Origin of the sequence: Sporocytophaga myxococcoides DSM 11118, assembly GCF_000426725.1 — a bacterium.
In the GTDB taxonomy this organism is placed as follows: Bacteria; Bacteroidota; Bacteroidia; order Cytophagales; family Cytophagaceae; genus Sporocytophaga; species Sporocytophaga myxococcoides.
The window spans coordinates 393,802-407,291 of sequence record NZ_AUFX01000006.1 but is presented as its reverse complement, the minus strand read 5'-3'; the positions used below and the strand labels follow the sequence as shown (position 1 = coordinate 407,291).

The following is a 13,490-nucleotide window of genomic DNA, read 5'->3' as shown; positions in this document are numbered from 1 at the left end:
CAAAAAAAAGGTTGTGAATGAAAATTTAAAACTAAATAGGAGATTAGTGTAGTGTAAGTCTCAATTATATAAAACAAGTATAAAGTAATATTCCGAAATTACTCTTCTACTTTGGGCAAATTAGTACGGATATGTTTTGAGAAGTCAGGTGAATGTTCTGCATCACCCGCTTGAGCAACGCCATTGATTTTCGATAACTTACGAAGTTCTTCAAAGGGCATTTTTGTGTTAATAAAACCCGCACTATAAAGATACTGATCAATAAAGCCATTGAGAAAGTGATATAAATTAAAGCGACCTTTTCGTCCTGCTTTATTCGCATAGCGAACTATATTAATTGTACAGTTATTGCTCAGAAGGTGATAGAATTCAGGATGATCAGCGAGCTCATTAATTCTTGATAAATATATCAATAGAAGTTTACGTGCATTTTCTGGTGCGATTCTTATTGGATAAAGATATACTTCCTCATGCCTGTGGTTGGTTCGGACTCCAACAATGTCTCTTTCATCTCCGACCAGATAGATCAACTCAAATTGTTTGAAGAGGGAAGCTATAGGAGCGAAACCTTCACCAACTTCGGGACGCGTTTCTATTGAAATACAAAGGGGTAATGCATTATCAAAATTAAAACTTACAAATGTATGCCCCACAGGGCCCACGTGCCAGTATGAGATGAAAAAGTCTACAGAGGTCAGATGGGAAAGCAAATAATCGCGATCTTCATAGTGGACTGTAAAATCATTATATGTCTTATACTCAAAATTTCTAAATCCTGTAATATGAACGGAATCTCCATTGATTGTTGCTCTTGGCATTACGGCAACTTCCGGACGCCATTGTCTATTATGTGAAGGTTTGATTGTCATCCACCACACAATCAGTCCAGCATAGGCAATTGCGAATAGAAAGATCCATTTTGGATTTCTGTTTATCCACAAGGCCCAAATACCGAAAGCTAAGAATATGGTAGCAAGTCCAATGCGTAAAGCAAATACAGGCAGGTTTGAGAAGTATATTGCCAGTGTTCCCCATAACAAAAGGAAAAATATCAGAACCGATTTTAATATAGACCCCAAGATTCCTAACAAGTTTTTCATATGCTGCGATCTACAATGTTCTTAACCTACTATTACCTCTGGAATTAATCTTTAATGTTCCAAGTGATAACTTGTATAATGAAGGGAAGTTATTTTTATCGATATGTTATAGTCAGACCTGGAGAAGTTTGAAGTTCGCTTCCTTTCAAGATTTTGTTGATCTTTTAAGTTGTTGTAAATCAAGGTTCAGTGTTTTGGATTGTTAAAAATGTGAATATTTCTTTGGAAGGTTAAAACTTTTATACTTTCTTTACTGTAATAATAATAGTTACAGTAAAGAAATGAACGGACGCTTTGCCATATCGATGCATATCCTTACCCTCCTGGAGAGATTTAAAGGGGAGGTGCTTTCGTCCGAGTTTATTGCTGGTAGTATAAACATTAATCCTGTGCTGGTCAGAAAGGAAATTGCTAATCTGAAGAAGCACAGTTTGGTTGAAAGCAAAGAAGGGAAGGCGGGGGGATTTACTCTCGCTAAACCAGCTTCAAAGATTATGGTTGCTGATATTTATAAGGCTGTAGGGCAAAATTCGGTTTTAGGAAAATCAGTCAATGATCCCAATCCTGATTGTAAGATCGGAAAGCAAATTAACGAACAGCTCAATGCATTATATGAAGATGCCGAAAGCGCTGTGTTGAAAAAGTTGGGAAATATATCCCTGTCTGATTTCCACAAAAACTTTAGTTGATTTTTTTTTACCATAACTGTAATAAAAATAGTTACAATTTAAACTTAAATACATAACTTATGAAAATTGCATTAATTGGTGCTTCTGGATTTGTAGGAACTGCTGTTCTTAATGAAGCGATATCACGTGGTTACAATGTAACAGCTATTGCACGTAATCCCGCAAATATAAAAATAACAAGCAATCTGGTCACTGTAAAAAAGGCGGATGTGTTTGATATCGATGGCCTGGTCTCTGTATTGAAGGGGCATGATGTTGTAGTTAGCACCTATAATGCAGGATGGGAGAATCCCAATTTGTACCAGGATTTTGTCAAAGGTTCTGAAGCTATTCAGAGCGCGACAAAAAAGGCTGGTGTAAAGCGCTTATTTGTTGTGGGTGGTGCCGGTAGCCTTGAGATCGCTCCAGGTGTTCAGCTCGTTGATACTCCACAATTCCCGGCTGAATATAAAACAGGAGCAACTGCCGCACGTGATTATTTGAATATCCTGAAAAAAGAAACGGAGCTTGATTGGACATTCTTAAGTCCTGCAATACTCATGCATGCAGGTATCACAGATGGACGCACAGGGAAATACAGAACAGCCCTTGATACTCCCGTCTTCGATGCCAATAATGAGAGTCGTTTGTCTGTAGAAGATCTAAGTGTAGCTATACTTGACGAAGTGGAACAAGGTAAGTTTATCAAAAAGCGATTTACTGCGGCCTATTAATTCAGGATCGATTTTTAAATATTCATTAACCATTAATCAGATAAGTCATGAATACGATTAACTATAAAACCATCAGTATTGAAGGTGTTAATATTTTTTATCGTGAAGCTGGTAACCCAAATCACCTAGCAATTTTATTGCTCCATGGATTTCCATCTTCATCCCACATGTATCGTGATTTGATCCGTGATCTTGCTGATCGCTACTACCTCATTGCTCCGGATTATCCAGGTTTTGGGAACAGCGACATGCCAGCTCGTACAGAATATCAATATACGTTTGATAACCTTTCTGTAACAATTGAGAAGTTTGTTGACGCTATTGGATTGAAAAAATTCAGCCTCTTTATGCAAGACTATGGAGCACCTGTCGGATATCGGATTATCCTTCGCAGACCAGAACTGTTGCAGGCATTACTTATTCAAAATGGCAATACCTATCTCGATGGATTAGGGCCTGCAACAGAAGATGGCAAACGTTTCTGGGCAAATAGGAATCCGGAAACTGAAGGAGCTATGAGAAACATGCTTTCACTTGAGGGGACTAGGATGCAATATGTAGATGGAGCTGAAGACATAAAGAAAATTAGTCCTGATGCATGGCACTATGATCAGTATTTCCTTGATCGTCCTGGCAATAAAGAAATCCAACTCGATTTGTTGTATGATTATAAGAATAATTTAAAGCAATATCCGGCCTGGCAAAAATTCTTACGTGATCATCAACCTCCAACTTTGATCACATGGGGAAAAAATGATGCACTATTTACAGGCAACGGTGCGGTTGCCTACAAGCAAGACCTCCCTAATGCCCAACTACATTTATTGAATAGCGGACATTTTGCTTTGGAGGAATTTCATACAGAAGTCTCTGTGCTGATTGATGATTTTCTAAAGAATCTGAAATAGATGAATAGTTTTAAGCCCGGTGTACTCATCGGGCTTTTATAAATCTTTGTTGAGAAAGAAATAATAAATATTGAAAGAGATAAGGCTGTATTTAATACTGAGAGCATCTGAAGAATTTTTGGTAGATCTTGGAAAGTTATGTTCTCCTCCGATAGAACATTGATATTGCAATCCATATTCAAGCCTTCCGAACCTCTTGCCTTCATTTCCCATCCGAAACTCTATAAGGTATTTTGAAAGAATCAGATGATTGTATTGCTGATATAGGAACTCCGCTTCAAGCATGTCAAGAGACATACCTGATGTAATCTTGAAATGTTTATATGGATTAGTTGGATGATTGAATTTATAAAATAGCTGAATTGGAATTTGATAATTGATAATTCCAATAGAAGAATCGATGCTGAGTAAACTCTTTATGGAGTTCTTTAAATCCATCCGTGAGTATTGCTGATAACTAATAACTGTTCCTGTTTCTATTCCCAAACGGTCTCCAAGAATGTACTGCCCCATAAAACCAAAAGAATAGGACGCATTACCTCTTAAATTATAGCTCATCCCATTTATACTTTGCCGGACTGCCTGCATAGGGATGCTGAACCCCAATCCGACCTTGGGTCCTAAACTTATGCTATTCTGCGCATACACAGATTCTGCCAGATATGACAATAATGATAAACAAAAAACAGTATATAGATACTTCATAAAAATGTATTTATTCAGTTAACAGTTTAATTCCACTTTTTATTGTGAATTTCCTTTAGGTTGTATTATTCTTAGGTGTATTTTTCAAATTTGAATAGTATGTACAATGATACATTGAAATTGTTTCTTTGTTAACTCAAAAGATACTTATATAAATCTGTCAGTAAGCTCTTGGATTCATGGCCTAAATTGCCGTAAACAAAAAAAATCTTATGAGATTATTAAAATTTACTCTAATGAATTTGATGGTGGGAGCGATGTCGCTTTCAGCAATTTCCCAAACCCACATGATTAACTCTTCTAATGTGCCTTATGCGCATATGGGAGAAAGTGTAGCACAGTATGGCGGTTACTCTGCATTTGGTGCATACGAAGATGGCATTATAACTCCATCGGGATCCAAAACTTATCATGGAGCTGTTTATCTTTACAATAATGGCGTCCTTGAAAGAAGTTTCAAACTTACTGCAGATTCTATGCAGGTTGCGAATGTAGGTCGTTCTGTATCCTTGAATAGTAATTTCGTTGCTGCATCTTTTACTGGTTTTGTTATGTCTTCATCTCCGAGACCTTGTGCAGTTATAGCTGGTAAAACCAATGGTGTATGGAATAATAACTTTAGCTATAGCATAATTGATTCTGATGTTACTATATCTACAACTCTACAGGTTGCATTGGATGGTTATGGAACGCTTGCTATCGGTTCTCCTGATGCGACGGTAAATGGTGTTAAGACCGGAGCTGTTTTTATTTATGAGTTTAACGGTTCTACGTGGGTTAAAAAACAAGTACTTACTCCATCAAATGTGGTTGCTGATGGGCTTTTCGGAAGATCTATAGCCTTTCATAATAATTACTTAATGGTTGGTGCTCCTGGAAGTCAAGGAGGTAGAGTATATACCTATTCTAAAAACGGAACATGGTCTCAACTAAATGTATTTCCTTCTTCTGGAACTACTTATGCAGGTGCATTAGGACAGAATGTTGATGTTTCTGATAATACAGCAGTTGTAAGTGCTCCCACCCACAATGGAACAGGAAGTGTTTTCTTTTTAGATCTTCAGAATAATCAGTGGACAGTTGCTTCTCAGATCTCTAATGTTAGAGCTTCTTCTGTTGCTATTGAAAACGTAAAGGCTGTGGTTGGGGTAGACGGAGTATCTGCTCAGTTCTATCTTAAAGATTGGAATGGCTGGGTTCTGAAGAAAACGAGAACAAGCACTGAAGCTGGTGATAGTTTTGGATATGATGTTGATATTGAAGGCAGCAAAGTATTAGTTTCAAGAAAATATGCTGATAAAAACGGAATTCCAAATGTTGGTGCAGGTGTTTCTTATGACTATTGGAGTACTATCTATAGCAGCTCAAGAGAAGCTGTTGATTTCGAAGAAGCTGTTGAAGTAAATAATCTATATCCAAATCCAACAACTCTTTCAGAAGTTACATTTAACAGTAGTGAAGAAATTCTTAACGTAGAAGCTTATGGTCAGAATGGAAGTTCATCAAAATTAACTTTCTCTGGAAATAAGATTGATGTAAGTTCTTTGACTCCTGGTTTATATACTTTACAGATCAGAACTGCTAATGGCATAGAAAGCAGAAAGCTGTCAGTTCTTTAGTTTGGTTTATTTTTTAAATGAAAGGAGTGCTCTCTACAGGCACTCCTTTTTTATTTGTGCTGTGAAAAGTTTTGAACATGTTTTATCTCTGCTCAAATCCGAACAAATACTTTTATTTATTTTCGTAATTCCACTTTTTAGATAGCTCAATTTTATGATTACCATTTTATCAGTCTTGTCTAAGATACAAGCCTCAATAAGAGTATACCGTGTTTCTATAATAAACAATTATGCATTAGTATATCAGGAATAAGCTATTATAAATCCAAAAGAGGCTTATATGAATCAGGCAAAAAAGACAAGAATACAGCCTATAAATTGACAATAAAAATTTAATACTTATGAAATTATTAAAATTTACTCTTATGAATTTAATGGTGGGAGCTATGTCGCTTTCAGCCATTTCACAGACTCACATGCTGAATCCTTCTAACACTCCTTATGCGCATATGGGAGAAAGTGTGGCACAATTTGGAGGTTACTCTTTGTTCGGTGCTTATGAAGATGGAATATTACTGGATCAATATGGGAATAAAACTCTTCCCGGCGCTGTTTATCTTTTTAATAGCAATGGTGTCCTTGAAAGAAGTTATATGCTTACTGCAGACTCACTTCGCTATGCAAACGTAGGACGTTCGGTGACATTGAACAGTAACTTCATTGCAGCAACTGTTACTGGTACTATTATTACTCAAGGTCCAAGACCGTGTGTATATATTGCCGGTAAAACCAATGGCGTATGGAATAATAACTATAGCTATAGTATAACAGACCCTGATGTAGTAATCAACACTGAATTGCAGGTAGCTTTGGATGGGTATGGGACGCTTGCTATCGGTTCTCCTCTTTCAACTGTTAATGGTGTTCAGACTGGAGCAGTATTTATTTATGAATTCGTCAGTAATCAGTGGGTTAAAAAGCAAGTGCTTGTACCTTCCAATGCTATTGCTAATTCCAGATTTGGTAAATCTATCGCATTTCATAACAATTATTTAATAGTTGGTGCTCCGCAAAGTGAAGGAGGTAGAGTATATACTTTCAGTAAAAATGGAACATGGTCACAGTTAAATGTATTCCCTTCAGGAACTACTTATGCAGGTGCCAGACTTGGTGAGAGAGTTGATGTATCAGATAATACTGCGGTTGTAAGTGCTCCAAATCATAATGGTACAGGAAGTGTTTTCTTTTTGGATCTTCAGAATAATCAATGGGTGGTTTCTTCTCAGATCTCAAATCTAAAGGCAACTTCTGTTGCTATTGAAAATGTGAAAGCAGTGGTTGGAGTAGACAATGGTCAATATTCTGTAAACGGAATTGCTGCTCAATTCTATCTTAAAGACTGGAATGGATGGGTTCTGAAGAAAACCAGAACAAGCACTGAAGCTGGTGATAACTTCGCATTTGATGTAGATATCGAAGGTAGCAAAGTATTGGTTTCAAGAAAGTATGCTGATAAAAACGGAATAGTAAATGTTGGCGCAGGGGTATCTTACGATTACTGGAGCACTATTTACAGCAGCTCAAGGGAAGCTGGTGATTTTGAAGAAGCAGTTGAAGTAAATAATTTATATCCTAATCCAACTACTCTTTCAGAAATTACATTTAACAGCACTGAAGAAATTGTAGAGGTTGATGCTTATAGCCAAAACGGTAGCTCATCAAAATTATCGTTCTCTGGAAATAAGATCGATGTGAGATCTTTGGCTCCTGGCTTGTATACTTTACAGATCAGAACTGCTAATGGCGTTGAAAGCAGAAAGTTGTCAGTACTTTAATATATATTTTCAAACACAAAAGAAATGTTCTTAATGGGGGCATTTCTTTTTTTGTTTTAGGAGAAATTATTGAAAGCTCTTGTAGAGACGCCATGCATGGCGTCTCAAAACGTTCAATCACAGAAACCCTTTCAGTTTTTTAACCTTTTTTATGAATTTTTTTCAAAATTTTTTGTGTCATGAATAAATATGTTTTGAAAGTGAATACTGCTGATATAATGCACAATATCGATTAATTGTTACAATAAACTTTTCTCTTTGATCAAACGATAAAATTTCTCAGGTTCCTCTAAATGTGGCATGTGAGCTGAATTTTCAAAAGTCTCAAAGGTCTTAGGCTTAGCCTGAAGAAGTTCAAAGTATTTTACTGAAGTCTCAAACGAAGCAACTCCATCATGCAATCCTTGGATGAAATGAACTGGAACAATGATATTAAGTTGTTTTTTGAAAAGGTTGAGTGAATCCATTTCCGGTAGCAATGCTTTTTGGCAAAACTCCATTCCCTGCAGTGTTCTGAATATATCTGTTAATTTATAATGCTTGCAGAAGAGTATATTTGTCAGTGTTTTCAATAGTATGTGAACATATCTTTTCTTTATCATGATACCACCCATATTAGAAATAATCTTAGCCCGCTCTTGAAATACATCCGACGTTTTAACTGAAGTGTAGTCTGTGTGATTTAAATGCTTCACAAGATTTGTCTTGCCTTTTTCCCTCGCTTTCTTTTTTGCAAAATCAATTGCATATCTATTCGCATAAGGTATATCAATATCTATTCCAACCAAAAAAATATTGCTATATAGCTCTCCAGCTTTTGACGCAGCCATAAGAGAAATTGTTGCGCCAATTGAATAGCCAATCAGGATAGCCTTTTTCTTGTGATATTTTTTTAAAAGGTATTGAGTACAATCGATTAAGTCTTCCGTTAATTGTTCCAGGGTGATGCTTTCAGGATTTGTTTGCTTGTTGAATGATTTTCCGCAACCCCTTTGGTCCCAGTAGACAACTAAATAGTCATCTTCCCATTTCAGAAGTTTATTCATTGAATCAGCTTCCGATATCATAGGGAAGCCTGGTCCAGCCTGAACCTGGATAATAAGTGGAGCTTCAGCGTTCTTTCCTCTTATGAGTATCCATTGTTGGGAGTTATTGATTTTAATTTTTTCGAGAAATTCAGTCTTCATATTTTTCCTTCTTTTGTGCTCAAAGAAAAAACATGAAACTTTAAATCTCGTTCGCATTTGCGAAGAAATTATTTCTCAGATTTTAATCTGCTTAAATGCTGATAGCTAATGCCCAGATAAGATGCTATGTGGTATTGTGTTGCTCTTTGTAAAACGAGTGGTTGATTTTTTATAAGCTCATCATATCGCTCTTTGGGAGTTTGCAAAATAAATGAGGTTGTCCTTTTGTAGAACTGTAAAAAAGTCTGCTCTAGTAATATCCTGTAAATTTTTTCGAAGGAGTGTGACATATCGCAAAGTTTCATAAAATCAGAATAGTCAAAAACGATCAGCGTTGTAGGAGTCATTGCTACAGTGCTTGAAGTAAGAGGATATCTTCCGATAATTGAAGGCAGGTCAGCGCAGAAACTGTTTTCAAAGTAAAATGAATCGGTTACTTCATTGCCATCTTTGTTATAGAATTTTCTTAGATAGCCATTGATGATAAAGGCAATTTTATTACAAAGAGTATTTTCTTGTATCCAGCAAACTCCTTTATCCAAGTATATTTCATGAGTAATTCCTAAGAAGGCTTCTTCCTCTGTTTTGGAGATTGGTTTAATTATATTTAAGGCTTTCAGGACCCTATCGGTATTCATTGTATGAAAGTATAAATCAAAGTTATTACTCCTATAATGCTGTTCAGATTGAAATGGGGATTAATGTTTTTTTATAGAATCATTCTCCCGTTTCAATATGCCTCTCCCAATCAGTAAAAACAACTGATTGATTAACTCCTTTTACTATAACTTCAAAATTTTCTTTTTCTACGCCTTTAATAGAAATGATAATTTCAACAGGCATATCTTTATTCTCCTTAGTCAGACTTTCAATAGTTTTATATAGTTTTTCTTTATCAAAGAATATTGTGGTGCTTTTAAGGTTTTCTTTTCCTGTGTTGGTGAAATTTAAAGTAATATTATAAGGAAGAGGTTTGAGGCTTAAAGTATTTAATGTAGTGTAAGTGCTGTTATACCCCCAATATCGGCGGTCATCAAAATACACGCTGTTTAAATCTCCTGGTGCTGAAATATTATAAGACAATTGAAAAAGGCTTTCCTCTATATCAATCCTTGACTGCAGTCTTTTGAGGTTCTCTTCAACGTTGTGAGTATCTGTGAAAGTATTTTGGTTTTTGCTGTCTGTGTAAAGATCAAACAATTCAATAAATCTTGTCTTTTCTTTTTCGTTTACCGCCTTTGATTTTACTTGATAAGTATGACGGTTCCCGTCCTTTGTGGTGTATAGGTGTACCTTGCCTTTTGGAAATATTTCCAATTGGATATTTAATATCATTTGACCATCTGCTTCCGTGCTAGGCTCAAAATCATTAATTGGAAATTTCAGGACATCGCTGAAATAGGTGCCTTCAACAGGGGAATACCACGATAAGTATAATTCATTTGAGTTTAGAGGGATAAAGGTTGTATTAGGTTCTTCGGCAGGATTGCTATATCGGGTTTTGTCCCATATATTAAGTTGATTAAGAAATTCTTCAGAACGATACCGGCTTTGATTTAGAATCTGAATTTCAGCCTCCTTACCGTTGGTTGTATTTTTTATTTTTAATGTTTCAATAAATAAGGGAAGTTCATTATAGTGAAAAAGCTGAAATTGTGCTCTTATATAATTTTTGTTATGATCTTCTTCTGTCAATTGGGATCTTATTAATCGGATGCAAAAAAATAGAACTGGTATTCCAATACAGATTGCCAGCCAGGAGAAAAATACAGGTTTGTTAAGAACTCCTGTTTTAAGGTAAACAATGTAGAAATACATGCCAAAACTATAAACAGCGAACAAAGCAAGACAAATTAATAATTGAGAAGAAAACACTTCAAATTCATAGGAAGGGCCGGTCCCTTTACTGTCTCCCATTCCTCTTGCATATGAAAGCAAAACCTGTCTTCCTAAAGTGAATAAAAATGAAAATGCTATAGCAAAGATGATACCTCCCTTCAATCCGAATTTGTAGATAATACCAAACTGAATTGTTGCAATAATTATTATCCCAATGACAGCAAATGTATTGATGTAAAGTCTTTCTAATTGATAACCGTCCATTTTGTAATATGTAAATCTGTGGATGTTTGATGAGAATGCAATATCGACAAATTATTTTTATAGCCATAGGTGCCGGCCATTTAAACACGGAGGGAAACTATAACTTGACCGGATGTATTTTTTACTTTTAATGATGAAAAGATAAGATATACGTTTGTCAATCAGAAACCATTTTTCATTAATTGGAAAGGAGCATTTAATGATTTTTTATTTAAATATGTCCGGTAAGGTTGAGGATGAGATGGGTAATAAAGCTTTCTTTCTGGATTAATGTATCTTAACTTTTTTGATATGGAAATATTTTTTAAGTCATATATTTTTAGTTGTAAATTAGCATTCAATTTCTTTTGATAAGATTTGCTTAACTTTAATTATGAATAAGCTAAAAGATTTTCTGATGGAATTAGGGAGTTTGTCCTTTGAAGAATGGGAAATGCTGGCAAGCATGGGAGAAAGGCTTCAAGTGAAAAAAGCTCAGACATTTTTATTTTCAATGCAATATACTCCTCATGAAGTTTTTCTGTTAAAAGGAACTGTCAGAGCTTATTTGATTGATGAGACTGGAAATGATAAGACTACTGCTTTTTATCAGGAGGGGACATTCATGAGTACACATACTTTTAGAACTTTAAACGGAAATTCCATTGCCAATTACGAGACGCTTGAAGATTGTGAATTGGTATTGTTCAAATCAACAGATCTTAAATCTTTTTTTGCTCAGTCACCTCTGCTTCAACAATTGGGATATACCTTAAAGGAACAAGAGAAGAGACGTTTGGCCAACAAGGACGAAACCCTCTTACCACAAGCCAATATGGAAAAATATATAAAGTTTCAGGAGTATTATTCTGGTCTCGAACATAAAATTTCCCATAAGTATATTGCATCCTATCTAGGTATGACACCGGTATCCTTAAGCAGGCTGAGGAGAAGTATCAGAATCGCAGATAAAAGTGTTATCAATTGATAATACTTTCTGGATTCTACATGAATAGCTTTGTCTTCATAAACCTAAATAAGATAGACAATGCTCTTTCAAGTTATTTTCAGAATTTCAAAGTGGTATTATACTTTGTGTTTTTTTTTAATGTCTTTAGCACTCCAATATATTTTGGTTGCTAAATATCTTCCGGAATTTTTAACCTATTCATCAGGCATTAAGAATCCTGACCAATTGTTCTGGTACTCCTATGAATATTTATACGACTTGTATTCCGTCCTTGGAATATCAGGTCGTGCACTATATTTAAAAATGTTGACATTGGATTTTGTCTATGTTTTGTTCACTACTCTAGCTCTTATTGGTATAATGTATAATTTAACGGTAAAGAGCAAATGGAACAGGTTGTGTTTATTGCCAATCATAGCTGCATTTTTTGATCTCACGGAAAATATATGCCAGATAATTTTATTAAAGGGTTTTCCTGTTGTCAATAGCATAATAGTATTGATTTCATCCTCATCATCCTTGATGAAGATGATGCTAATGATGGTTTGCTTGCTCGTTATAGTCATATTTTTAATCAGATTCTTTTATTTAAAAATTAGAGCAGGAGCCTATAAGAATATAAACGGTATGAGGTAATTGATAAACATATATTTGCAATCATTGTTTTAGTGGTGTAACAATACACGCATTGCGTGCAAATAGGTTGAACAAATGAAATGGGGCTTACTGTTTATTGGAGTGGTTGTCATTTCGAAAATAGCTATTGCGCAAACCAATACCTATTCGACTCCGGATCCTCAAAATGCCGTGCCTTCAAAGATAAATGTGGAATCACCAAATCCCTTTAAAGGATTTGGTAGCCCATGGAAACACTCAAGCGCACTGAATATTGATAATTATTATTCTCCTAAAATTCAGGGTACCGCAGAAGTGGGAAATGTATTGTTGCTTCGTGGACTTTTTGGAACTAAGAGGCATATGGTTCGAGCTACTTTACCGTTTGTCTCCATTGCTACACCTGATGGTTATAAATCGGGCATTGGTAATATTAATATTTTCGATATTATACGTTTGACAAATGATAGTTCAAGAATACATTTTGGAATAGGGCCCTTAGTGAGTATTCCTAGCGCCAGTAGTTCTGCACTGGGAGTTGATCAGTGGCAGTTTGGCGGTAGCACTCTCATTACTCATGTTAACCCGTCGGGTATTATTACAGGTGGATTAGCTACTTATCGGACTTCCGTCTTTGGCAATGATTCGTTACAAAATGGAGGTGGATATCTGACATTCCAACCTGCATTGGTATTGAGTATGGGGAATGGCTTGTATGGAAGAAGTATGGGGGCGACTTGTATCTTCGACTTTAATAACAAAAAAATATTAATTCCTATAGGAATAGGTATCGGACAGGTCTTTAAAGCGGGTAATACAATCGTTAATATTTTTATTGAACCTGCATTTACAGTGTATAGTGAGGGTAAAAACTTGCCAGCGTATCAGGTTCTTATGGGACTATATTTTTTCTGGTTAAAGGATAAAAAGTAGCGAATGTACTTGCTAAAGATGCTTATTTCATAAGCGGTTATATCTCTCATTTGTGCCTTCTTAGGATACTTTAATAATATCAACATATAATACTTTTTAATATCTCGAAAATTTTGGGCATTGGCTTTAAATCCAAATATTTATGGTTTATCTTTCTTAAGATTTGTAGAAATAAGTATTTTGCCGGTCCTTAT

Annotated in this window: 13 protein-coding genes; 7 read left to right on the top strand and 6 right to left on the bottom strand. The window is 35.5% G+C overall.

The window, feature by feature from the left end:
* Positions 1-98: 98 nt before the first annotated feature.
* Positions 99-1,100 carry an Lnb N-terminal periplasmic domain-containing protein gene (locus tag K350_RS0110285; RefSeq protein ID WP_028979843.1) on the bottom strand — a complete coding sequence of 334 codons (1,002 nt, stop codon included), beginning with the start codon at positions 1,098-1,100 and terminating at the stop codon, positions 99-101.
* Between the two features lie 281 nt (positions 1,101-1,381).
* Between K350_RS0110285 and K350_RS0110280 the strand changes: the two genes are divergently transcribed.
* The 3 genes from K350_RS0110280 to K350_RS0110270 are packed head-to-tail and all read left to right on the top strand — an operon-like array spanning position 1,382 to position 3,410.
* A complete protein-coding gene (locus K350_RS0110280) occupies positions 1,382-1,789 on the top strand; it encodes an Rrf2 family transcriptional regulator (protein ID WP_028979842.1) in 408 nt (135 codons plus the stop codon).
* Positions 1,790-1,848: 59 nt separating this feature from the next.
* Entirely contained in the window at positions 1,849-2,502 is a 654-nt protein-coding gene (locus K350_RS0110275; protein WP_028979841.1) for an NAD(P)-dependent oxidoreductase, read from the top strand.
* Between the two features lie 47 nt (positions 2,503-2,549).
* Positions 2,550-3,410, top strand: a complete 861-nt coding sequence (locus K350_RS0110270) for an alpha/beta fold hydrolase (protein ID WP_028979840.1) — start codon at positions 2,550-2,552, stop codon at positions 3,408-3,410.
* A 36-nt stretch (positions 3,411-3,446) separates the two neighbouring features.
* Here the strand turns inward: K350_RS0110270 and K350_RS0110265 are convergent, their stop codons facing one another.
* Positions 3,447-4,115, bottom strand: a complete 669-nt coding sequence (locus K350_RS0110265) for a hypothetical protein (RefSeq protein ID WP_028979839.1) — start codon at positions 4,113-4,115, stop codon at positions 3,447-3,449.
* Between the two features lie 212 nt (positions 4,116-4,327).
* Here K350_RS0110265 and K350_RS0110260 point away from each other — a divergent pair, with 212 nt between their 5' ends.
* Positions 4,328-5,734, top strand: a complete 1,407-nt coding sequence (locus tag K350_RS0110260; RefSeq protein ID WP_156026993.1) for a T9SS type A sorting domain-containing protein — start codon at positions 4,328-4,330, stop codon at positions 5,732-5,734.
* A gap of 341 nt (positions 5,735-6,075) precedes the next feature.
* Positions 6,076-7,509, top strand: a complete 1,434-nt coding sequence (locus K350_RS0110255) for a T9SS type A sorting domain-containing protein (protein ID WP_028979837.1) — start codon at positions 6,076-6,078, stop codon at positions 7,507-7,509.
* Positions 7,510-7,748: 239 nt separating this feature from the next.
* On the opposite strand, the gene K350_RS0110250 is transcribed toward K350_RS0110255, so the two are convergent.
* The 3 genes from K350_RS0110250 to K350_RS0110240 form a co-directional block, all read right to left on the bottom strand.
* Positions 7,749-8,696 carry an alpha/beta fold hydrolase gene (locus K350_RS0110250; RefSeq protein ID WP_028979836.1) on the bottom strand — a complete coding sequence of 316 codons (948 nt, stop codon included), beginning with the start codon at positions 8,694-8,696 and terminating at the stop codon, positions 7,749-7,751.
* A 68-nt stretch (positions 8,697-8,764) separates the two neighbouring features.
* Positions 8,765-9,334, bottom strand: a complete 570-nt coding sequence (locus tag K350_RS28220; protein ID WP_051313029.1) for a Crp/Fnr family transcriptional regulator — start codon at positions 9,332-9,334, stop codon at positions 8,765-8,767.
* Positions 9,335-9,413: 79 nt separating this feature from the next.
* Complete coding sequence (locus tag K350_RS0110240; protein ID WP_028979835.1) at positions 9,414-10,799, bottom strand: hypothetical protein; 1,386 nt, start codon at positions 10,797-10,799, stop codon at positions 9,414-9,416.
* Positions 10,800-11,172: 373 nt separating this feature from the next.
* Here K350_RS0110240 and K350_RS0110230 point away from each other — a divergent pair, with 373 nt between their 5' ends.
* The gene (locus K350_RS0110230) at positions 11,173-11,766 is read left to right on the top strand and encodes a Crp/Fnr family transcriptional regulator (RefSeq protein WP_028979834.1); all 594 of its coding nucleotides are present in this window, start codon (positions 11,173-11,175) and stop codon (positions 11,764-11,766) included.
* Between the two features lie 305 nt (positions 11,767-12,071).
* Here the strand turns inward: K350_RS0110230 and K350_RS0110225 are convergent, their stop codons facing one another.
* A complete protein-coding gene (locus tag K350_RS0110225) occupies positions 12,072-12,314 on the bottom strand; it encodes a hypothetical protein (RefSeq protein ID WP_028979833.1) in 243 nt (80 codons plus the stop codon).
* 145 nt (positions 12,315-12,459) lie between these two features.
* On the opposite strand from K350_RS0110225, the gene K350_RS0110220 reads away from it, so the two are divergent.
* Complete coding sequence (locus K350_RS0110220; RefSeq protein ID WP_028979832.1) at positions 12,460-13,296, top strand: hypothetical protein; 837 nt, start codon at positions 12,460-12,462, stop codon at positions 13,294-13,296.
* Positions 13,297-13,490: the final 194 nt, after the last annotated feature.